Here is a 21,263-nt window from a genome sequence, read left to right on the forward strand (position 1 = left end):
GACCCCGGCCGGAGCGGCCGTGCACCGCGCCGACGGCGAACCGGCACACCGGGCCGACGGCGGAGCGGCACACCGGGCCGACGGGTTCCGGTCGGGGTGCCGGCGAGGGCCGCGATGACCAGCGAACCGGCCGCCGACCCGGGGCTGCCACCGATCGCGGACTACGGGCTGCTCGGGGACACCCGCACGGCGGCCCTGGTCTCCAGTGCCGGTGCGATCGACTGGATGTGCGTACCCCGGTTCGACGGCGCGCCCCTGTTCGGCCGGCTCGTCGGCGGCGCGGCGGCGGGCACCTTCCGGATCGGCCCGGCCCGACCGGCCGAGGTGGTCGAGCGGCGGTACCGGCGGCACACGGCAACCCTGCGGACGACCTGGGCGGTCGGCGACCGGCGGCTCACCCTCACCGAGGGGATGGTGGCCGAGGTCGCCGGACGGATGCTCCCGGCGATGCTCCTGGTCCGACGGCTCCACGCCGCCGGAGGTCCGGCCGAGGCCGTCGTCGAGTTCGACCCCCGGCTCGGCGCCGACCACCGGCCGCCGCGGGTACGCCGCCGCCGGTCACTGCTCGTCTGCGAATGGGGCTCGCTCGCGGTGTCACTGACCTGCGCTCCCGGGCGCCTCGTCGAACCCGGCCGACCGGCCCCGGTGACCGTCCACCCGGACCGACCGGTCACCTTCGTACTGGTCATGGCGCACCGGGAACCACTGCTGTACGTCGATCCGGAGGCGGCCTGGGAGCTGCTGCGCGCGGACGAGGCGCACTGGCGGGCATGGATCGCCGACGTCGATCCCGACCTCCCGTTCCGGGACGCGGTGGCGCGCAGCCTGCTCACGTTGCGGCTGTTGACGTACTCGCCGTCGCATGCCCCGGTCGCCGCACCGACCACCTCGCTGCCGGAGCAGCCCGGCGGGGTACGGAACTGGGACTACCGCTACGTCTGGCCCCGCGACGCCAGCATCTCCGTCGCCGCCTTTCTCGGCGTCGGCAAGCCCGACCAGGCGCGCGGCTTCCTCGCCTGGCTGTTGCGGGCCAGCCGGTTGCAGCGACCGCGGCTACCGGCACTGTTCACCCTGGACGGACTGCGGGTGCCGGGGGAGCGGCGGCTCGACGGCTGGCCCGGCTACGCCGGCAGCACCCCGGTACGCCTCGGCAACGGCGCGGCCGGCCAGCACCAGCTCGACGGCTACGGCTGGGTCGTCGATGCGGTCTGGGTGTACGCCCGGGCCGGACACCGCCTCGACGCGGAGACCTGGCGGGCCGTACGCGGCTTCGCCGAGGTGGTCGCCCGGCGGTGGCGGGAGCCCGACGCCGGCATCTGGGAGCTGCGGCACGCCACCCACCAGGTGCACTCCAAGCTGATGGGTTGGCTCGCGCTGGACCGGGCACTGCGGATAGCCGAGACCCATGCACTTCCTGAGCGGCAGCGGCGGCGCTGGCGCGACGCCCGGCAGGCGATCGCCGACGACGTGCGGGCGCACGGCGTCGACCCGGAGCGGTCGAATCTCGTCCGAGGCTACGGCTCCCGGGAAGTCGACGCGGCGCTGCTGGTGCTACCGCTGCTCGGCATCGAGGACGCCGGCTCGTCCCGCGTCACGCGCACCATCGAGGCCATCCGCAGCGACCTGGACGCGGGCGGTCCGCTGCTCTACCGCTACCCACCCGGCCGCGACGGCCTGCCCGGCGCGGAGGCCGCCTTCCTGCCCTGCTCGTTCTGGCTGGCCCAGGCCCTCGCCGCCACCGGACGGCGGATCGAGGCGGTCGAGCTGTTCCAGGCACTCCTCGACCGGGCGAGCCCGTTGGGTCTCTACGCCGAGGAGATGGACCCGGCCACCGGCGCCCACCTCGGCAACTATCCGCAGACCCTGACCCACGCCGCGCTCGTCCAGGCGGTGCTCGCGATCCGGTCCGCACCGGCCGGGTAGCCGGGGCACCCCCGCCGATCCGCTCTGTGCCGGTCTTTGGGCGTCGCCGACGGCCGGGCATTCGGTCGGTCGGGGTTCAGCCGCCGGATCGACCAACCGTGCTTGCGACGGGGCGGTGCTGGCCGAGCCGGTCGAGGACGAAGGTGAGAAAGGCGTGCACCTGCGCCTCGTCCAGCGTGTCGCCGGCGGTCCGGCCCCGGGCGTAACCACGCAGTGCCGCCTGGATCAGCGGACCGAACTCCGGTGCGGCTCCGGCCGCCCACTGCGCCGCCGGCCGCTTCGCGTACCACCGGCGGTGGCTCGCGTACCGCAGCGAGCGGCAGCCGTTGAGCACAGCGTTGTCACCGAGGTCGAGGTCCGCGTGCAGCCGCGCCTCGACCGACTCGACCAGCACCGGCAGCAGCGCGTCGAACGGTACCGGCGCCAGCAACGTCGCGGGCGGCGGACCGAGCAGCGCGAGGCCCTGCTGGCTGCTGATCGACCGGTCGATCGGGTACCAGAACACCGCCTCGTCCTCGCTCGCCCCGAAGCCGACCTTCGGCGGCAGTTCCCGTCCGGTGTTGAGGTTGAGCGCGAAGCCCGCGCCGCTACCGGCGCCGGCCACCGCCGACCGTTCGTACAGTACGAACTCCAGGCCGGTGGCGGGGCAGGGCAGCACGTCGTGGGACAACTCGGCGGCGAGCGTCTCCAGTACCGCCGGACCGGCGCGCTCGACCACGGCGATCAGGTCGATGTCGCTGCGCCCCGGCGAATAACCGTCCAGCGCCAGGGATCCGGTCGGGTAGACGCCGAGCAGCGCGTCCCCGAGTACGGTGCGCAGCCGGTCCAGCACCCGGGCGAGGTAGGCGCTCACGTCGGACGGAAGGGTCGATGTCACGGCGATACCCTGCCATCCCGGCAGAGCGCCTCGCCCGCCCGGGTGAGCCAGGCGTACGGCGAGGGGGCCCCGGGGGTGCGGAGGTTTCGTACGATTCCCAACATCCGACGACCGCTCGCCCCCCAGACCCGAAGGAACACCGTGGACTCGTCCCTCGCGATCCTCATCGGCGGCACGGCCCTCTGCGCCGGCGCGGTCGCCTACCTGGTTCTGCTTCGCGACCTCGGCCCACGGCGCGCCGCCGGGGCCGCCGGAGCCGTGACGATCGGCGTCACCGCGAGTTTCCTGCTGATGCTCTACCTCGCCACGCTCGCCCTTCCGGCCGTGCTGGGTTTCGTCGCCGTCTTCGCCGCCGGTGTCGCCTACCCGGTCTTCCTGCGCGACCTCGGTCCACGCCGGGCCGGTGTGGCGGCCGCGGGTGCGGCCGCCGTCGTCACCGCGAGTTTCCTGCTCGTGCTCTACCTCGCCGTGATCGCCTTCATCGCCGCCATCGGCGTGTACCTGCTGCTGCGGGTCCGGATCCGGATCGCCCCCGCGCTGGTCCTCATGGCGACCACCCTCGGCGGGCTGCTCGCCGCCTCCGGGCTCGTCTTCTGGGTCAGCCTCACCTACGTCATGTGACTCGCTTACCCACGTCAGTGACGCTCACTTCACGTCAGTGACGCTCACCCGCGTCATGTGATGCCGGGCCCGTCCCGCGCGGCGGATCACCTGTTCCCGATGGCCTGCCGGGCGGCCGCGACGAGGGCGGGGAGCACCTGGGCGGCGGTCCCGCGCAGGTTGATCGCGCAGACCTGGTCGAGCGGTGTCGGTTCCGGGTTGACCTGGATAACGGTGGCGCCGGAGCGTGCCGCGATCCGGGGAATCTCGGCGGCGGGATAGACGACACCAGAGGTACCCACCGTCAGCAGGACGTCGCAGCCCACGGCGGCGTCGACCGCCGCCGTCAACGCCGCCTCGGGCAGGGCCTCCCCGAACCACACCACGCCGGGACGCACGAGTGCGCCGCAGCGGGCGCAACGGGGCGGTGGCACCCGGCCACCCTCGTCCGGTTCGACGGTCTCGCCGTGCTGCGTCGTCTCCGGCAGGGCCGCCGGGTGAGCGGCCTCGGCGATGCAGCGGGGCGCGAAGAGGCTGCCGTGCAGATGGACGGGGGACCGGGAGCCGGCCCGCTCGTGCAGGTCGTCGACGTTCTGGGTGACGACCACGGTGCCGGGGATCAGAGCCTCGATGGCGGCCGTGGCGAGATGCCCGGGATTGGGGTTGGCTCGGCGTACCCGGGCGCGCCGCCATTCGTACCAGCCCCAGACGAGGTCGGGATCGGTGTGGAACGCCTCCGGGGTGGCGAGTTGCATGGCGTCGAAGCGGGCCCAGAGCCCGGTGAGATCGTCACGGAAGGTCGGCACACCGCTTTCGGCCGACATCCCGGCGCCGGTGAAGACGACGACCCGACGTGCCTGGCCGAGGCGTGCGGCGGCATCGGGCGGCAGGACGTACTCCATCCGCGAGATCTTGCCATCACTCGGCGGTGTGCTGTCTGCGGCGGCGGGTATCGACTTCGCGACCCTGGTTCGGGCCGGGTCGACGCCGATCGGCGACGATCCGGACGGGGCGGACGCCGCCGGCCCGGAGCGAAGTGTGCGACGCTGGTCTGAATACGATCCCGGCCCGTCGGCCGTCGCTGGTGGCGAGGTGGTGTTGGACGAGGCGCGGCCCCCACTCGCGTCAGCGGACGGCGTGGACGCGGGCGCGTCCGGCGGCCCGGCGGCGGGCCCGTACCCGGTCGACGACCGCCGGATCCGCGGTCTCGACCTGACGGTGGTGCGGCACGGCCAGAGCACTGCGAACGTGGCGTTCGCCGCGGCCGAGGTGGCCGGTCGGGCCGAGACGGGTCTGGTCGGCCGGGATCGGGACATTCCGCTGTCGCCGTTGGGCGAGCGGCAGGCCGCCGCGGTCGGGCGGCGGCTGGTGGGACTACCGGCGGGCCGGCGGCCGGAGGTGGTGATCTGTTCGCCGTACCGGCGGGCGCGGCAGACCTGGCGGTTCGCGGTGGCGGCGGCCGACGCGGCTGGTGTCCGGCTGCCGGAGCCACTGGTCGACGACCGGTTGCGAGACCGCGAGATGGGCGAGCTGGAGCTGCTGACGAGGGCCGCGATCGGGGTACGGTTCCCGGACGAGGCCGCCCGGTGGCGGGAGACGGACGAACTCCGGTACCGCCCGCCCGGCGGCGAATCCCTGCTCGACGTCGGCGCCCGGCTCGCGCCGCTCCTCGCCGACCTGCGCACCTCCCACGCCGGCCGGCGACTGCTGCTGGTCGCCCACGACTCCGTGGTACTCATGCTGCGTCACCTGATCGAGCGGCTGTCGCTGGCCGAGCTGCGCGCCGTGGTCGCCGCCGGTCCGGTCGCCAACGCCTCGTTCACCGCCTGGTCCGATGTGGACGGGGACGACGGCCCGGTGCTGGTGGAGTACGACGTCGTCGACCATCTGCAGGCCGATCCCTCCTGACGGCTGCCAGCGACCCGGTTCGGCGGAGGTGCCGGCTCGGGACAGAGGCGTCGGGTCGGGTACGACTTTTCGGCGGCTCGTCGGTCGGCGGCCGTAGGCTCGGTCGTCATGGCTTCCGCATCTACGCCGCGACGGGAGCCGCCGGCCGCCCGGAACCGTGGCGGCGCGACGACCTGACCGACGTGGTGCTGCTCGTCGGCCCGGCGCAGGCGTACCGCGACGGACGGTGGCGGGTGATGTGCGTACCGGTGGACCTGGTCGCCGAGGTGACCGACCCGGCGCGGCTGCGGTTCGACCCGCCGGTGCTGCCGGATCCCGGCCTTGCCCGCCGCTACGTGGAACTGTTCGAGCTGTTCGAGGAGCCGACCCCGGCATTGGCCTGCGAGACGGGCCTGTTCGACCTCGTGCTGGCGCTGACCAAGGCCGCCGCGCCGCTGGCCGAGGCGAGCGTGCTGACCGGCTTCCACGACCAGGCGCACTTCGCCCGCACCGTCGCCCGGACGTACGGGATGACTCCCCGCCAGCTCCGTGACTCGTGGACGGGACGGCCCGGCCCGTACCGGAAGCAGGTCCGCCGGCTCTGAGCGTGGGGATGCCCGGACGCCGCCGGTCTGACGCCGGGCGTCGTTCCTGACGCCGTGCTGGCCGGCGGCACGGCAGAACGGCCGCAGCGCGGTGGTGACTGTCGCTAACCTATTGACAATCGATAGGTAGCGAGTGATAGTCGATGTATGTTTACCGAACATCGGGCGGTAGCCCCGCTCCGAGTACTCCTGGTGTTGCTGTTCGGGGTCCTGGTCATGTTCCAGACCTTCTCCCTGCCCGGACAGTTCGCGCACATGGCCGAGGAGTCCCCGGACCTCGCGTACCTGCGGTGGCCGATGACCGCCGTCTCGGTGTTCTGGGTGCTGTGCGTCCAGGTGGTGATCGTGGCCACCTGGAAGCTGCTCACCATGGTCAAGAACGACCGCATCTTCAGCGAGGCGTCGCTGGCCTGGGTGGACGCGATCCTGTGGGCCATCGCCGCCGGCTGGGTGGTGCTGGTGGGCGTGCTCCTCTACGTCGGTTTCAACTCGGACGACCCCGGGCTGCCCCTGCTGCTCTTCCTGATGTCGATCGGTGTCGCCGTGCTCGGGCTTCTGATGGTCGTGATGCGTGCACTGCTGCGTCAGGCCACCACGCTGCGTACCGATATGGAAGCGGTGATCTGATGCCCATCGTCGTGCGCATCGACGTCGAACTGGCCAAGCGCAAGATGAGCGTCGGTGAGTTCGCCGAGCGTGTCGGGCTCACCCCGGCGAACGTGGCCGTGCTGAAGAACGGCCGGGCCAAGGCTGTCCGGTTCAGCACCCTGGAAGCCATGTGCCGGGTGCTCGGCTGCCAACCCGGTGACCTGCTCGAGTGGGTCGAGGAGGAACCAACCCCAACCGTCGGACCCGGTGCAGGGTCCGGTGCCGGAACGGAGATCCCATGAAGTACCTGCTCGTCATCGGCGCCATCGTCGCCGTCGCGATCGGCGCCGCCGGAATCGTGTACGGGGGGTACGACGACTCGCCCGGCCTCCAACTCCTGAGCGCCCTGCTCATCATCGGTACGCTCGCGTACGGCGTCCGGGTCGTCCGGCGCAGCCGGTAGCGGTACAACCGTCGACGTCGACCGCCGGGGGCGAACGTGTGCCCGGCGGTCGAGTGCCGGGTCACCGCGACGAGTCGCGCCCCGGCTCCAGTTCCGAGATCCGGGCGATGTTCTCCGCTTCGTCGGGATCGGGCCGGGGCGTCTCGAAGAACGCCCGGGCGACCTCGACGGCGACGTCGGGCGCCAGCCGCTTGAGGCTCAGCGCGAGCACGTTCGCGTCGTTCCAGAGCCGCGCGCCGGTCGCGATCCACGGCTCCCAGGCGAGTGCCGCCCGTCGTCGTCGGTGCCGAAGGCGATTCGCATCCGGTCAGCATAAGGGCCGCTCCGGCTCTGCCGGATGCCGTGCGGTGACCGGTCGAGCGGAACGTAGGTCCTGGTCCAGCGGCCCTCTGCGGCACCCCGGCCGCCGTCCTCCCCGCTGGCCCTGGTCGGCCCGTTCCCAGTGAAAGCGGACTGTAAGCGGCTTCTGGAAGTGTCGTCCCCAGGTCGAGGAGGTGCCCCGGCACCGACCGGGTCGGGACGAGGCCCACGTGACGGCGCACCCACGGCGGATCGGGGCGTGCTACTCGACGCCGCGCTCGGCATCCTCGCCCCCAGATCCGCCCGGTGGTTAGGAGCAGAACCGATGCCGACATCCTCCCCGTCCGTCATGCCGCAGGCCCGATTCGACGACGCCTTCTACGACGTGCCGAACCAGCGCCCGGCGGTACCGGTCGCGCTGCGGGCCGTCTCCGTCCGTAACCAGCAGGTCCTGCTGCACGTCACCGACGAGCTGGTCGGGGGTACGCTGCCGCTGCTCTGCGACGTGGACGTCCGGGTCTCGCTCCGCGCCGAGCAGCGCGGCATCCACATGTCCCGCATCCAGACCGCGCTGGCGACGTCGGCTGGTCGCCTGCTCACCGACTTCGCCGTCGAGATCGCCGAACGCGTCCGGGACAGCCAGCAGCAGGAGGTGGTCGAGGTACGCCTGCGGGCCCGGGTACCGCTGATCACCCGGACCCGGGTCAGCGGCCTCTCCTCACCCGACACCGTCGAGATCTCGGCCGGCGCGACCGCCGGAGCCGAACCCGAGGTCCGCCAGGGCGTCACCGCCACCAACATCACCGCCTGTCCCTGCATGCAGGGTTACGCGCTGACCGACCTCATCGAGCAACTCGGCGTCAGCCCGGAGCGCGGCGTCGACCTGCTGCGGCAGGTGCCGATCGCCACGCACAGCCAGCGAGGCAGCGTCCGGCTGAGCGTGTTGGCCAGCGACACGACCGGACTGCCCGGCTACCCGCACCTGTACCGGGTACTGGCCGAGCACACCACGCTCACCCAGGAGTTGCTGAAGCGGCCCGACGAGTACGACCTCGTCCGCCGCGCGCACCTGGCTCCGCAGTTCGTGGAGGACGTCGTGCGCTCCGTCGCGAGCGGGTTGGTCCGGTCGCTGCCATCCGAGGACGTGTCCCGGCTCGGGGTCGACGTGACGGCGGAGAGCTACGAATCCATCCACGGACACGACATCGCCGCCCGGCTCAGCGCCCCGGGCCACGAACTCGCCGGTCTGCTCGCGGCTCCCGCCCGGGACGCCTGACGACGGCGGCGCACGGGACCACACCCATCAGGACGACGGTGCCACGCCCGCCAGCAGCAGCGGGACCGCGAGAGCCAGGAAGCCGGCAGAAAGGGGCGCCGGGCCGGGTCCCCGATCGCCCATCCCACCGCCTCCACATCGGACTGCCGCGTCACGCTCTGCCGCCATCCATCTCGGTTGGCTGTCATCGGCCGACCACGGTCGGTACCCGGGGCCGGGTGCGTTGGATCAGCACGACGCAGGCCAGTACCACCAGCGCCGCCCCGATCGAGGCCGGGGTGACCGTCTCGGCGAGCAGCAGCGCCGACCAGGCCAGGGTGAGCACCGGCTGCGCGAGCTGGATCTGGCCGACCTGTGCGATGCCGCCCCGGGCCAGACCCGCGTACCAGGCGAAGAAGCCGAGGAACATGGAGACCAGGGCGAGGTAGCCGAACGCGAACCAGGTCACGGCGTCGGCGTGCGGGGGATCGGCCAGGGCGGCGACGACCGTGACGGGGCCGGTGACGGGCAGCGAGATCAGCAGGGCCCAGCAGATCGTCCGGGCGCCGCCCAGCTCCCGGGCGAGTACGCCGCCCTCGGCGTACCCGAGGCCGCAGAGCACGACCGCCGCGAGCAGGAACAGGTCGGCCGGGGACAGCGCACCCTGCACCGCACCGCTGGCGGCGAGGAAGGCGAGCACCGCCAGCAGCCCGGCGGCGCTGGCGACCCAGAACAGCGGCGGGGGGCGCTCGCCGGCCCGCAGTACCGCGAAGACGGCGGTCATCGCGGGCAGCACCGTGATGACGACCGCGCCGTGCGCGGAGGTCTGGGTGACGAGCGCGAGCGAGGTGAACAGCGGGAAGCCGACGACGACGCCGAGGGCGACGATCGACAACCGCCGCCACTGACCGCGGGTCGGCCGCGGCGCGCGGGTGACCCGCAGGTACGCCCAGGCCAGCAGCGCCGCGCCGACGGCCCGGCCGAAGGCGACGAACCACGGATCGAGCTGTCGCACCGCGACCCGGGTGGCCGGCAGCGACATGCTGAAGGCGAGCACGCCCAGGGCACCGAGGGCGAGGCCGACGACGCGATCCGCCGTTACCGCAGTCTTCACAGTAGCGCTACTCTGAGCCTTCATGAACCACGGTAACGCTGCCGAACGCGTTGTCCAAGATCTGCGTGGCCTCGTGGCTGTCGCGGCCCCCGGCACGCGGCTGCCCTCGGTCCGCGACCTGACCGCCCGGCACCACGCCTCGCCGGTCACCGTGGCCCAGGCGATCCGGCACCTGGTGGCGGAGGGGCTGGTCGAGGCGCGATCCGGCAAGGGCACCTTCGTGGCCGCCCCGCCGCAGCGCAGAGGCGCCCCCGACCTGTCCTGGCAGACCGTCGCGCTCGGCCCCCGCCGGCCCGGCGAGGAGGAGATGCAGGCGTTACTCGCGTTACCGCCATCCGGCGCGATCCCGCTCTCCGGCGGGTACCTCGACGCCGATCTCCAGCCGGCCGCCGCGCTCGGCGCCGCGCTCACCCGCGCCGCCCGGCAATCCGCGTCCTGGCAGCGCGGACCGGCCGAGGGGCGCGAGGACCTGCGCGCCTGGTTCGCCCGGGAGGCCGGGGCCGGGCTGCGCGCCGACGACATGGTCATCTGCCCCGGCGGGCAGGCCGGGCTGTCGACGGCGCTGCGTGCGCTCAGCACACCCGGCGACACCCTGCTCGTCGAGTCGCCGACCTACCTCGGCGCACTGGCCACCGCACAGGCCGCCGGCCTGCGGGTGGTGCCGGTACCCGCCGACGCCGACGGCGTACGGCCTGACCAGCTCGCCGCCGCGTTCGCCCGTACCGGCGCCCGGCTGTTCTACTGCCAGCCGCTGCACGCCAACCCGCACGGCGCGACACTGGCAGCCCACCGCCGGGCCCGGGTCGCCGAGGCGGTACGCGCCGCCGGGGCGTTCCTGATCGAGGACGACTACGCCCGCGACCTCACCATCGACGGGGAGCCCCCGCCGCCGCTGGCCGCCGACGACCCCGACGGGCACGTCGTCTATCTCCGCTCACTGACCAAGTCGACGGCTCCCGGGCTGCGCGTCGCCGCCATCGGCGCCCGTGGCCCGGCCGGTGCCCGGCTGCGTACCGCCCGGCTGCACGACGACCTCTTCGTCGCCGGTCCGCTGCAACAGGCCACCCTGGAGTTCGTCAGCGCACCCGCCTGGGCACGGCACCGCCGGGCCCTGCGCACCGCGCTACGGGCCCGCCGGGAGGCGCTGCTGACCGCGCTCCGCCGGCACCTGCCGGAACTCGCCGAGCAGCCGGTCCCGCGCGGTGGCATGCACCTGTGGACCCGGTTGCCCGAGGGCACCGACGACGTCGGGCTGGCCACCGCCGCGGCCGCCGAGGGGGTGGTCGTCTTTCCCGGCCGTCCCTGGTACGCCGCCGAACCACCGGCCCCACACCTACGCCTCAGCTACGCCGCCGCCCCGCCCGAGCTGATGGACGAGGCCGTCCGCCGCCTGGCCCGGGCCCTCCGCACCCGCTGAACCGGACACCGCGCACATCGAGCGACGGCGGCCCGCGCCCGGCGGTCACCCGAGCGGCGCGGCTCCGTCCAGGTGACAATGCCAGCCGAACGCCCTCGGTTCCGAGCAGCGCACAGGGGTTGCGGAGGTTTCATTGATACCGTCCGTTGCGTGTTCGCCACGCCAGCCGCCCTCGGCATCGACTTCGGCACCTCGCACACCGTGGCCGCGCTACGGATGCCGAACGACCGGATCGAGTCGCTGCTCTTCGACGCGTCACCGCTGCTGCCCTCGGCGGTGTTGGCGCAGCCGGACGGCCACCTGCTGGTCGGTCACGACGCGCTGCGCAGCGCACGGCTCGACCCCGGCCGCCTGGAGCCCAATCCCAAGCGTCGTGTCGACGACGGGACATTGCTGTTGGGCGATGTCGAGACACCGGTCGGAGAGGCAGTCCGAGCGGTGCTCGCCCGGGTGGCCCAGACCGCGCAGCGCGCGCTCGGCACCGTACCCCGGCCGGTGGTGCTGACCCACCCGGCGAGTTGGGGTATCCAGCGTCGTGCGGTACTGGCGGAGGCGGCGACCGGGGCGGGGCTGGGCAGGGTCCGGCTGGTGGCCGAGCCGGTCGCCGCGGCGCTGTACTTCACCGAGGTACTCGGCCGCCGGGTGATGCCGGGCAGCAGCCTCATGGTGTACGACCTCGGGGGCGGGACGTTCGACGTCAGCGCGGTGCGACGGACGGCCGACGGCGGCTGGGCGGTGCTGGCCACGGCCGGGCTGGACGATGTCGGTGGGGTGGACGTCGACGCCGCGATCGTAGACTGGATGGTCGCGCACGCCGGCATCGAGGCTCCCGCGGGCTCCACCGCACTCGTCGCGCTTCGTTGGCGACAGCTCGTGCAGCAGGAGGCGCGGGCGGCCAAGGAACAACTCAGCCGGGCCGCCACGGCACCGATCGTCCTGCCTGGACTGGATCGCGACATCCACCTCACCCGGGACGAGTTCGAGCAGTTGGCCCGGCCGCTGCTGGAGCGGACGGTGGCCCTGACCACATCGACGCTCGTCGCCAGCGGCGTCGCCGCCGATCAACTGGCCGGGGTCTTCCTGGTCGGCGGGTCCAGCCGGATCCCGCTGGTCGGCACCATGCTGCACCGGGCACTCGGGGTGGCGCCGACGGTCATCGACCAGCCGGAGCTGGTCGTCGCCCACGGCAGCCTCCGGGTTCCCTCCGATGTAGACGCCGCCGCGCCTCGTCCGCCGGTGCCGGTCCAGACCCAACCGGCACCGGCCAGCGCGGCGCCCGTCGTGCCGCCGCCGACAGCGGTCGTGCCACCGACGGCACCGGTCGTGCCGCCCGGTGCGGGGGCCGCCTCGCCGCTGGCAGCGGCCGTGCCGGGTGCGGCAGCCGCCACACCGACCGCAGGGCGGCCGGCCACGGCCGACCCGCCCTCGCCGGCACGCCGGCCAGCGGTCGCCCTCGCCATCGTGCTGCTGCTCGGCGCCCTGGTGGGCGCCGCGATGATGGCTTACCCGCTCGTTGCCGGGTTCGACGATCCGATCCCCCACTGGACACGCCGGTACGCCTGGCAGCTCCTGCCCGTGGCGGGCCTGCTGGCCGGGCTCTGCACCCGTCGGCGTGGCACCGCCTTCGCCGCGCAGGCAGTCGCCGGTGTCGTCGCCGGGTTCGTCGGCATCGCGGTGGCGCGGTTCGACCAGAACGACGAAAACGACTTCGACCTGCCGTGGGGGACTCCGGTTAATCTCTACTACTGGGAGGACAACCCCGACATCTGGTTCGTGACGCTGGTCGGCGGTTGCCTCGCCGCCGGTCTCGCCATCGAGGCGGCGCTGGCCGCGACCACCCGGTTGGGCAGCCGCGGCACGATCGTCGCCATTGCCGTCGCCGCCGGCATGCTGCCGAGCCCGCTACTGCTCTGGGCCTTCGACTGGTACGCCCATCCACCGCTGAGCCGGGCGGTGGTCGACGCGCTGTTCGCGTACCCCTTCCTCCTGCTGCTGGCCTGGCCCGCAGCATGGCTCGCCGGGCGGCCGTCGCAATGAGGCATCAGTAGCATCGGTGAGGGATCAGGAGCCTTCGGGACGATGGCGGTGGGCCGGTCAGGGCACGACGATGCTCGCGGACGAGGCGGCGCCCCGAACGGGCGTACACCTCGGTTTGCAGCAGGCCCGGGGATCAGGCTGAGGTCGAAATTGCGAAGGGTGGCGGTCCAACCGTTCCGGCGATCGGTCCGCCCGCTCCGCTGTCCGACCCCGCTCCCGGTTCGCTGTCTGGCGAGGCAGTGGCCGGGGGGTCAGCGCGTGCCGGAGTGCGGCAGGGTCTCGCGGAGGAAGTCGACGAGCAGGGCGGCGACCTCGGCGGGTCGTTCCAGGCTGGGCAGGTGGCCGGCCCAGGGGAGTTCGAGGTGCCGCGCCTCCGGCAGCAGCTCGGGTAGCCGGGCGGCGATCTGCCGGGAGTCTGGCAGGTCGTGGCGGCCGGAAACGGTGAGGCAGGGTGCGGTGATCTGGCCGAGGTCGGGCTCGCCGAGATCGAGACGCGGAACGTCCTCGGCGGCGGCGAGTTGCACCTCGAAGGCGTGCCGCTGCATGTCGCGTACCCGATCCCGGGTCGCCTCGTCGGCCTCCGGCCCCAGCCAGGTCGCGACGTTGAGCTCGACGGCGGCCGCGAGGTCGCCGGCCTCGATCAGCTCGTCCTCGCGTTGGTCGAAGTCCGCCAAATCCGGGCCTGGCCGATGCCCCGGCATGCCGGGGCAGAGCAGCGCCATGCTGCTCACCCGGCCCGGCCAGCGGGCGGCGACTTCCAGCCCGACCCGGCCGCCGAACGAGGCGGCGACCAGCGCCACCCGCTGCACGCCGAGCGCGTCCAGGAGGTCGCGCACGTCCCGAGCCTCGGAGTACGGCCGATCCGGCACCGGCGTCTCGCCGAAGCCCCGGAAGTCGCAGCGGATCACCTGGTATCCGGCGTCGCGCAGGGTGAGCCACTGCGGATCCCACATCCGGCGGTCGCAGACCGAGGAGTGCAGCAGTAGTACGGCCGGGCCGGTGCCGTCGACATCGTGGCAGAGGGTCATCGGGGGACACCCTAGGCCGACCGGCTCCGCAGTCACCAGCGAATATCGCCATCCCGTCGGTCTGGTCCGGACTGGCTCGCTAGGCTGGCCGAGGACGGCAAACTCGACAATTCACGCAATTGTCGGCGAGCGCGCGATGCCCTCGTCCGATGCGTGCCGGTCGACGCCACCCGCCGGCAGCGGCGGGCGAATCACGGGGGAAGGGGAGAGTCGGGTGCCCTATCTGACTGTCGGCGTGGAGAACTCCGCGCCCATCGATCTGCACTACGAGGATCATGGCGCCGGGCAGCCGGTCGTGCTCATCCACGGCTTTCCACTCAGCGGTGCGGCCTGGGAGAAACAGATCAACCCGCTGCTCAACGCCGGCTACCGGACCATCACCTACGACCGTCGCGGATTCGGCACGTCGAGCCAGCCGGCGGTGGGCTACGACTACGACACCTTCGCTGCCGACCTCAGCATCCTGATGAACGAGCTGGACCTCACCGACGCCATCCTCGTCGGCCACTCGATGGGTACTGGCGAGGTGGCGCGCTACATCTCGAACTACGGCTCCGCCCGGGTGAACCGGGCCGTCTTCATCGCGCCGATCCCGCCGTTCCTGCTCAAGACGGAGGACAACCCGGAAGGTGTCGACCAGAGCCTCTTCGACGGCTTCATGCAGAGTGTGATCACCGACCGGGCCAGGTACCAGACGTCGTTCCTGAACGACTTCTACAACCTCGACGAGAACCTCGGCAAACGGGTCAGCGAGGAGGTGGTCCGGATGAACTGGAACGTGGCGGTGAGCGCCTCGCCGATCGGTACGCTGGCCTGCATCCCCACCTGGCTCACCGACTTCCGCCAGGATCTGCCCCGGATCGACGTACCGGCGTTGATCATCCAGGGCGACGCGGACCGGATACTGCCCTATCCGGTGACCGGGCAGCGGATGCACGCGGCGATGCCGAACAGCCAGCTTGTCACCCTGAAGGGTGCACCGCACGGCATCCCGTGGACCCATGCCGACGAGATCAACCAGGCGTTGCTCGACTTCATCAGGACCCCCGTCGACGCGCTCCTCTGAGCAGGTCCGTCCCGGGGCGGCCGTCGTCCGGGTCGACCCGACCGTCCGGCGCCGCGCGGCGCCGGACGGTGCGTGCCACGACCCGGGCGCGACGAGCGTCGAGGGTCGAGGGCGGTCGGCTGTCAGGAGTCGGCGCGGTCGGCCGTCACGGCTCAGGGGCGATGAGCCGCTGGTCGCTCGCGTCCCGTACCAGGATCGCCTCGACCGGGCAGGACTCGGCCGCGTCGACCACCGGGTCGGCCGGGTCGACGGTCTCGGCCAGCGGGGTCGAGAACCCGTCGACGAGCCGGAAGTGCCCGGGCGCCATGCCGGCGCAGATCCCCGAGCCGATGCAGCGGTGCGGATCGACGCTGACCCGCCAGGCGGTGCTCACCAGGTCACCGGCAGCGCGAGCGGTCCGCGTACCAGCAGGCCGCTCTTCCACGGCACCTCCGGCTCCGGTACCGCCAGCCGCAGGCCGGGCAGGCGGCCGACCAGGGTACCGATCGCCACCTGCAACTCCATCCGGGCGAGCTGCGCCCCGACGCAGTGGTGCACGCCGTGGCCGAAGCCGACGTGCGGATTGACTTCCCGGCCCAGGTCGAGCCGGTCCGGGTCGGCGAAGACCGTGGCGTCCCGGTTGGCCGAGCCGACCGCCGGCAGTACCGGCTCGCCGGCCCGGACGAGTACGCCGCCGAGCTCGATGTCCTCGGTCGCGTACCGGGGGAAGGCGGCCGCCGCCCCGAGGGGTACGTAGCGCATCAGCTCCTCGACGGCGCTCGGGATCAGCGTGGGATCCGAGCGCAGCCGGGCCAGCTCCGACGGGTTCTCCAGCAGTACGTAGACGAAGTTCGGGATCTGGGTCACGGTCGTCTCGTGCCCGGCCGCGAGCAGGCCGGCGGCGAGCTGCACCAACTCCTGTTCGGTGAGCCGGTCCTCGTTCTCGTCCCGGGCACGGACCATCGCGCCGAGCAGGTCGTCGATCGGCTCCCGGCGGCGGACCGCGACCAGTTCCCCGATGTAGCCCCAGAGGCTGTCCAGGTATTCCTGGATCTGCTCCGGGCTCAGCGAGGTGGTCGAGACGATCGCCTCCGACCAGGTGTGGAACCTGTCCCGGTCGGCGAACGGGACGCCGAGCAGCTCGCAGATGACCTGGATCGGCAGCGGGGTGGCGAAGTGCTCGACCAGGTCGACCGGTGGACCGGCCTTGACCATCTCGTCGACCAGGCCGTCGGCGATTTCCTGGGCACGGGTCCGGAGCAGTTCCACCCGGCGCGCGGTGAACGCCTTCGCCACCAGCCGGCGCAGCCGGGTGTGGTCGGGTGGGTCCATTCCGAGCATGCCCAGCTCCGGCTGCCGGGGCATGGTCCGGGGCTGGTCGCGCCCGGCCCCCGCAGCGCGGCTGAACCGGGCGTCGCCGAGCACGACCCGGACGTCCTCATAGCGGGTGGCGAGCCAGGCCTCCTCGCCGAACGGGAGCTGTACCCGGACCAGCGGCTCGTCGCGGCGCAGTCGGGCGTAGCGCGGGTCGAGGTTGAGCCGGTCGGGGGCGGCGAACGGGTACGGGCGGGCGGTGACCTGCCGGCTGTCCGTCATCTCGGATCCCTCCGTCGAGCGGGCGCGGTCGGCGCGACGGTCGGTGACGATCGGCTTGACCCGTGGTGATCAGTACGACCGGACCATCGGCGCCGGGTAAGGCACTGATGGCGGATAGTAGCGAATTACACTGATCAATTCCATTGGTCACATTGGACGATCATCCGCCCGGTTCCGTCCGCCAGTCGTGGCGGACCGCCGCTGACCCGTCAGGCGTTCAGGTACGTCAGCACGGCCAGCACCCGCCGGTTGTCGTCCTCCGACGGCGGCATGCCCAGCTTGCTGAAGATGTTGTTGATGTGCTTGCTGACCGCCTTCTCGGTGACGAAGAGCCGGCCCGCGATCGCCGCGTTGGACCGCCCCTCCGCCATCAGGCCGAGTACCTCCCGCTCCCGGGTGGTGAGTGCGTGCAGCGGCTCGGCGCCGGAGCGGTTGGCCAGCAGCTCGGCGATGACCTCCGGATCCATCACCGTGCCGCCGGCGGCCACCCGCCGCACCGCATCGACGAACTGGCCCACATTGGAGACCCGGTCCTTGAGCAGGTAGCCGATCGCACCGGTCCGGTCGGCCAGGAGTTCCCGGGCGTAGAGCTGCTCGACGTGCTGGGACAGCACCAGGACCGGCAGGCCCGGGATCCGGGTACGCGCCTCGATCGCCGCCTGGAGCCCCTCGTCGGTGAAGGTCGGCGGCAGCCGTACGTCGACCACCGCCACGTCGGGGCGGTGGTCGAGCAGCGCCGGCAGCAGGGCCGGTCCGTTGTCGACCGCGGCGACCACCTCGAAGTCGAACGCCTGGAGCAGCCGGGTCAACCCGTCTCTGAGCAGGGCGAGGTCTTCGGCGATGACAACTCGCACGGCAGCTCCATGGTCACGGTCGTGGGCCCGCCGGGCGGGCTGGCCACGAACATCGTGCCATCAAAGGCGGCGAGCCGTCGTTCGATCCCCCGCAGGCCGCTGCCGCCGGCCGGGTCGGCCCCGCCGACGCCGTCGTCGCCGACCGCCATGACCAGCCGGCCGTCCCCGTGCCGCAGCCGTACCCAGGCGGTGCGCGCGGCGCTGTGCTTGGCGACGTTGGCCAGCAGTTCGGCCGCGGTGAAGTAGACCGCCGACTCGACCGGGGCCAGCGGCCGGCCCGGCAGGTCGACGTCGACCTTCACCGGCAGCGGCAGCTTCAGCGCGAGCGCCCGGACCGCACCGGCCAGCCCGCGCTCGGCGAGTACCGGCGGATGGATGCCCCGGACCAGGTCCCGCAGCTCGCCCAGGGCCTGCCCGCTGGCCTCCCGGGCCTCCGCCATCAGCCGTTGGGCCGCCTCCGGATCCCGGCTCATCAGCTCCTCGGCGAGCCCGATGCTCATGCTCAGCGCCACCAGCCGGGCCTGGGCCCCGTCGTGCAGGTCCCGCTCGATCCGGCGCAGCTCGGCGGCCTGCGCGTCGACGGTCTCCGACCGCGTCTCGGTGAGCTGCCGGACCCGCTGGTGCAGCGCGGCCGACGCGGTCGGCGCCAGCAGCGCCCGGGTGAAGCCGGCGTGCATCCGGTGGATCAGGTCGCCGGTGAAGACGCCGAAGAGCAGGATCAGGGCACCCTGCGGCACCGCCAGCAGCGCCTTGCCCAGGCTGTCGGCCGGCCAGACCGCGCCGTAGCCGTACCAGGCGTCGAGGGCCCAGAGCAGCACCGGCACCCCGAGCAGCCCCTCCAGGCCGTAGACCACCAGGCAGACCGGGAGCAGCCCGAGCACCAGCCCGGCCGGTATCGACGCCAGCAGCCAGAGCAGGTCCCGCCAGGTGGCCGGATCGGTCACCACCCACCGGTACCGGGACCAGACGGTCATCCGCTCCGGCGGCGGCCGGTACGGGCTCGGCACCTCCCGGCCGGTCCACCACCCCGCGATCCGGCGGTTGAGGCCGGCGAGCTCGCGTACCGCGGCGGTCACCGCCGGGAAGGCGAAGAAGCCCGCTCCCAGCACGGTGAAGACGAGGGAGAGCACCGAGAGCACCAGCAGGGCGATGTTGGCGCTGACCGAGAGTACGGCGAGCAGCAGCGCCTGGCCGGCCTGGATGAGCCGGCGCCGGAGCCCCGGTGGTAGCCGGGCGGTGGTCGCGGAGTCCATGGGCCCATTCTGGTCGACCCGTCCGACTCCGATCTGTGGTGTTAAGACCACCGTCGTTCGGGACGTGCCACCCCTGCCGCCGGCCCCGCCAGCCCGTTGGATCGATGGCATGACCGATCGGGCCCGCTGCCCGCCGCGACGCCAGCCGGTCGAACCAGCAGCCATACCAGGTTCCGGGAGGAACATGCCATGTCCAGGCACCGATTGACCCCTTTTCCGGCTGAACCGCGCGACGCTCGCGCCCCGCGTTCGACCTCGCGGTCCACCGGACCGCAAGGGGAGGTGGAAAAAGGTTCATTGGCCGGCGTCGTCGCCGGTCGGCGCGCCAAGTTCGCGATGCTGGCCCTCTGGGTGGTCATCGCCGCGGTCGTCGGCCCGCTCGCGCTCAAGCTCACCGAGGTACAGCAGAACGACAATCTCGGCGCGCTGCCCGGCGGTGCCGAGGCGAGCCGGGCGGCCGCGCGGGCCGAGGCCGCGTTCCCCGGACCGGACGCGCTGGTCGCGGTCGCCGTGTACGCCCGGGACACCGGCCTCACCGGGGCCGACCGGGCCAGGGTCGCGGCCGACCGGGCGGCGTTCGCCCGGTACGCGGTCGACGGGATCGTCCCGCCCGAGCTGCCCAGCGACGACGGCCGGGCGCTGCTGCTCTCCTTCCCGCTCGCCGGCACCGACGAGGCGCAGTCGGCGGCGGTCGGCGAGATCCGGCAGCGGCTGGGCGACGGCGGGCCGGACGGCCTGCGTACCGCGCTGACCGGCTCGGCCGGGGCCGAGGGGGACCTCTTCGACGCGTTCGGCGGGATGGACAGCACGCTGCTGTTCGCCACGATCGGCGCGGTGGCGCTGCTGTTGCTGGTCACCTACCGCAGTCCGGTGCTCTGGTTGATCCCGCTGCTCACCGCCGGGCTGGCCAGTCAGGTGGCCAGCGCGGCGGTCTACCTGCTCGCCGAGTACGGCGGGCTCACCGTCGACTTCCAGAGCCAGAACATCCTGACCGTGCTGGTCCTCGGCGTCGGGATCGACTACGCGCTGCTGATCGTCGCCCGGTACCGGGAGGAGTTGCGGCGGCACGAGGATCGGCACGAGGCGATGGCGCTGGCGCTGCGCCGCTCCTTCCCGGCGATGTGCGCCTCGGCCGCCACGGTCGGCGCCGGACTACTCTGCCTGCTCGCCGCCGAGCTGCCGTCGACCCGGGGTCTTGGCCCGGTCGGTGCGGTCGGCATCGCCGCCACCCTGGTCGCGATGGCCACCCTGCTGCCGGCGGTGCTGGTGCTCTTCGGCCGCTGGGTGTTTTGGCCGTTCGTGCCCCGTTACACGGCCGGCCTGGCCGGGCACGACGTCGCCGAGGACCACCGTGGCTGGGCCCGGGTGGCCCGGTTCGTTGAGCGCCGGCCCCGGACCACCTGGATCGGCAGCACGCTCGCGCTCGGGGTACTCGTGCTCGGGATCGGCAACCTCAGCATCGGCCTGCCCGGTGACGAGTTCTTCACCCGGGAGGTCGGTTCGGTCACCGGTCAACGGATGGTCGAGACGCACTGGCCGGCCGGCCAGCTCGGGCCGGCGGAGATCGTGGCCGGTGCGGGCAGCGCCGACCAGGTGGCCCAGGTGGCCCGGGGCGTCGACGGGATCGCCGAGGTCGGCCCGGCGGAGCGCTCCGCCGACGGCCGGTGGGTACGGATTCCGGCGGTACTGGCCGACGACCCGGGCACCGAGGCGGCGAAGGAGAGCGTCGACCGGCTGCGTACCGCGCTGCGGGCGGTGCCCGGTGCAGACGCGTTGGTCGGCGGCGAGACCGCGTACCAGTTGGACACCGACCGGGTCACCGCCCGGGACGACCGGGTGGTGATGCCGCTGATCCTGCTTGTCGTCTTCCTCGTGCTGGTGGTGCTGCTCCGGGCACTGGTCGCGCCCCTGCTGCTGATGGCCAGCGTGGTGCTGTCGTACATCGCCGCGCTGGGTGCGGCCGGGCTGATCCTCGACGCGCTGGGCCACCCGAGGCTCTGGGTGGCGCTGCCGTTGCAGACGTTCCTGTTCCTGGTCGCGCTGGGCGTGGACTACACCATCTTCCTGATGACCCGGGCCCGGGAGGAGGTCGCCGTGCTGGGGCACCGGCGGGGCGTACTGCACGCGCTGACGGTCACCGGGGGAGTGATCACCAGCGCCGGGGTGGTGCTGGCGACCACCTTCGCCGCGTTGAGTGTGATGCCGCTGGTGCCGTCGGTGCAGACCGGGGTGATCGTCGCGGTCGGCGTACTCATCGACACGTTCCTGGTGCGCAGCCTGCTGATTCCGGCGCTGGCGCTCTCGGTCGGACCCGCCACCTGGTGGCCGGGCCGGCTGTCCCGGCGCGCGGCGCCGCCGACCGCGCCGACATCGGTCGATCCGGCCCCGGCGGCCGTGGTGTCGCGCTGACCAGTGCTGCCG

20 protein-coding genes and 1 pseudogene are annotated in these 21,263 nt (G+C 72.9%); 12 read left to right on the forward strand and 9 right to left on the reverse strand.

Features of this window, described 5'->3' with window-relative positions; genetic code table 11:
* Positions 1 to 114 precede the first annotated feature (114 nt).
* Positions 115 to 1,923 carry a glycoside hydrolase family 15 protein gene (locus tag ACSMXO_RS19155; protein ID WP_346257431.1) on the forward strand — a complete coding sequence of 603 codons (1,809 nt, stop codon included), beginning with the start codon at positions 115 to 117 and terminating at the stop codon, positions 1,921 to 1,923.
* Between the two features lie 76 nt (positions 1,924 to 1,999).
* Here the strand turns inward: ACSMXO_RS19155 and ACSMXO_RS19160 are convergent, their stop codons facing one another.
* Positions 2,000 to 2,800, reverse strand: coding sequence for an aminoglycoside adenylyltransferase domain-containing protein (locus tag ACSMXO_RS19160; protein ID WP_455418806.1), 801 nt, complete (start codon positions 2,798 to 2,800; stop codon positions 2,000 to 2,002).
* A 141-nt stretch (positions 2,801 to 2,941) separates the two neighbouring features.
* Between ACSMXO_RS19160 and ACSMXO_RS19165 the strand changes: the two genes are divergently transcribed.
* The gene (locus ACSMXO_RS19165) at positions 2,942 to 3,421 is read left to right on the forward strand and encodes a hypothetical protein (RefSeq protein WP_346257433.1); all 480 of its coding nucleotides are present in this window, start codon (positions 2,942 to 2,944) and stop codon (positions 3,419 to 3,421) included.
* Positions 3,422 to 3,507: 86 nt separating this feature from the next.
* Here the strand turns inward: ACSMXO_RS19165 and ACSMXO_RS19170 are convergent, their stop codons facing one another.
* Positions 3,508 to 4,302, reverse strand: coding sequence for an SIR2 family NAD-dependent protein deacylase (locus ACSMXO_RS19170; RefSeq protein ID WP_455418807.1), 795 nt, complete (start codon positions 4,300 to 4,302; stop codon positions 3,508 to 3,510).
* Positions 4,303 to 4,312: 10 nt separating this feature from the next.
* On the opposite strand from ACSMXO_RS19170, the gene ACSMXO_RS19175 reads away from it, so the two are divergent.
* From ACSMXO_RS19175 to ACSMXO_RS19195, 5 genes are all read left to right on the forward strand, one after another.
* Positions 4,313 to 5,308 (forward strand): histidine phosphatase family protein, encoded by a 996-nt coding sequence (locus ACSMXO_RS19175; RefSeq protein ID WP_455418808.1) that lies wholly within the window; start codon positions 4,313 to 4,315, stop codon positions 5,306 to 5,308.
* Positions 5,309 to 5,490: 182 nt separating this feature from the next.
* Complete coding sequence (locus tag ACSMXO_RS19180; RefSeq protein ID WP_455418809.1) at positions 5,491 to 5,892, forward strand: helix-turn-helix domain-containing protein; 402 nt, start codon at positions 5,491 to 5,493, stop codon at positions 5,890 to 5,892.
* A 147-nt stretch (positions 5,893 to 6,039) separates the two neighbouring features.
* Entirely contained in the window at positions 6,040 to 6,519 is a 480-nt protein-coding gene (locus tag ACSMXO_RS19185; RefSeq protein WP_455418810.1) for a DUF2975 domain-containing protein, read from the forward strand.
* Entirely contained in the window at positions 6,519 to 6,782 is a 264-nt protein-coding gene (locus tag ACSMXO_RS19190; protein ID WP_346257439.1) for a helix-turn-helix domain-containing protein, read from the forward strand. Before ACSMXO_RS19185 ends, ACSMXO_RS19190 begins: the two co-directional genes overlap by 1 nt.
* The gene (locus tag ACSMXO_RS19195) at positions 6,779 to 6,943 is read left to right on the forward strand and encodes a hypothetical protein (protein WP_346257440.1); all 165 of its coding nucleotides are present in this window, start codon (positions 6,779 to 6,781) and stop codon (positions 6,941 to 6,943) included. Before ACSMXO_RS19190 ends, ACSMXO_RS19195 begins: the two co-directional genes overlap by 4 nt.
* Before the next feature lie 61 nt (positions 6,944 to 7,004).
* Here the strand turns inward: ACSMXO_RS19195 and ACSMXO_RS19200 are convergent.
* Positions 7,005 to 7,217: pseudogene (locus ACSMXO_RS19200) on the reverse strand (RpiB/LacA/LacB family sugar-phosphate isomerase); the annotation flags it as partial.
* A 351-nt stretch (positions 7,218 to 7,568) separates the two neighbouring features.
* Here ACSMXO_RS19200 and ACSMXO_RS19205 point away from each other — a divergent pair.
* Complete coding sequence (locus ACSMXO_RS19205) at positions 7,569 to 8,519, forward strand: GTP cyclohydrolase, FolE2/MptA family (protein WP_455418811.1); 951 nt, start codon at positions 7,569 to 7,571, stop codon at positions 8,517 to 8,519.
* A 184-nt stretch (positions 8,520 to 8,703) separates the two neighbouring features.
* On the opposite strand, the gene ACSMXO_RS19210 is transcribed toward ACSMXO_RS19205, so the two are convergent.
* Positions 8,704 to 9,612 carry a DMT family transporter gene (locus tag ACSMXO_RS19210; protein ID WP_455418812.1) on the reverse strand — a complete coding sequence of 303 codons (909 nt, stop codon included), beginning with the start codon at positions 9,610 to 9,612 and terminating at the stop codon, positions 8,704 to 8,706.
* A 22-nt stretch (positions 9,613 to 9,634) separates the two neighbouring features.
* Between ACSMXO_RS19210 and ACSMXO_RS19215 the strand changes: the two genes are divergently transcribed.
* Positions 9,635 to 11,029 carry an aminotransferase-like domain-containing protein gene (locus tag ACSMXO_RS19215; RefSeq protein ID WP_455418813.1) on the forward strand — a complete coding sequence of 465 codons (1,395 nt, stop codon included), beginning with the start codon at positions 9,635 to 9,637 and terminating at the stop codon, positions 11,027 to 11,029.
* A 150-nt stretch (positions 11,030 to 11,179) separates the two neighbouring features.
* The gene (locus ACSMXO_RS19220; protein ID WP_455418814.1) at positions 11,180 to 13,066 is read left to right on the forward strand and encodes an Hsp70 family protein; all 1,887 of its coding nucleotides are present in this window, start codon (positions 11,180 to 11,182) and stop codon (positions 13,064 to 13,066) included.
* A 251-nt stretch (positions 13,067 to 13,317) separates the two neighbouring features.
* Here ACSMXO_RS19220 and ACSMXO_RS19225 read toward each other — a convergent pair whose 3' ends face one another.
* Positions 13,318 to 14,094 (reverse strand): alpha/beta fold hydrolase, encoded by a 777-nt coding sequence (locus ACSMXO_RS19225; protein ID WP_455418815.1) that lies wholly within the window; start codon positions 14,092 to 14,094, stop codon positions 13,318 to 13,320.
* 214 nt (positions 14,095 to 14,308) lie between these two features.
* Between ACSMXO_RS19225 and ACSMXO_RS19230 the strand changes: the two genes are divergently transcribed.
* On the forward strand, positions 14,309 to 15,160 hold the full coding sequence (locus ACSMXO_RS19230; RefSeq protein ID WP_455418816.1) for an alpha/beta fold hydrolase: 852 nt from the start codon (positions 14,309 to 14,311) through the stop codon (positions 15,158 to 15,160).
* Positions 15,161 to 15,305: 145 nt separating this feature from the next.
* Here the strand turns inward: ACSMXO_RS19230 and ACSMXO_RS19235 are convergent, their stop codons facing one another.
* The 4 genes from ACSMXO_RS19235 to ACSMXO_RS19250 all read right to left on the reverse strand — a co-directional run bounded on the left by ACSMXO_RS19235 (position 15,306) and on the right by ACSMXO_RS19250 (position 18,842).
* Positions 15,306 to 15,533, reverse strand: a complete 228-nt coding sequence (locus ACSMXO_RS19235; RefSeq protein WP_346257448.1) for a ferredoxin — start codon at positions 15,531 to 15,533, stop codon at positions 15,306 to 15,308.
* A complete protein-coding gene (locus ACSMXO_RS19240; protein WP_346257449.1) occupies positions 15,530 to 16,735 on the reverse strand; it encodes a cytochrome P450 in 1,206 nt (401 codons plus the stop codon). The genes ACSMXO_RS19235 and ACSMXO_RS19240 overlap by 4 nt, the downstream gene beginning before the upstream one ends.
* Positions 16,736 to 16,944: 209 nt before the next feature.
* The gene (locus ACSMXO_RS19245; protein WP_346257450.1) at positions 16,945 to 17,589 is read right to left on the reverse strand and encodes a response regulator transcription factor; all 645 of its coding nucleotides are present in this window, start codon (positions 17,587 to 17,589) and stop codon (positions 16,945 to 16,947) included.
* Positions 17,541 to 18,842, reverse strand: coding sequence for a sensor histidine kinase (locus ACSMXO_RS19250; RefSeq protein WP_455418817.1), 1,302 nt, complete (start codon positions 18,840 to 18,842; stop codon positions 17,541 to 17,543). Before ACSMXO_RS19250 ends, ACSMXO_RS19245 begins: the two co-directional genes overlap by 49 nt.
* Positions 18,843 to 19,124: 282 nt before the next feature.
* Here ACSMXO_RS19250 and ACSMXO_RS19255 point away from each other — a divergent pair, with 282 nt between their 5' ends.
* Positions 19,125 to 21,251: an MMPL family transporter gene (locus tag ACSMXO_RS19255; protein WP_455418818.1), complete on the forward strand. Its 2,127-nt coding sequence runs from the start codon at positions 19,125 to 19,127 to the stop codon at positions 21,249 to 21,251.
* The last annotated feature ends 12 nt before the right edge of the window (positions 21,252 to 21,263 follow it).

It is taken from the genome of Plantactinospora sp. DSM 117369 (genome assembly GCF_053764795.1).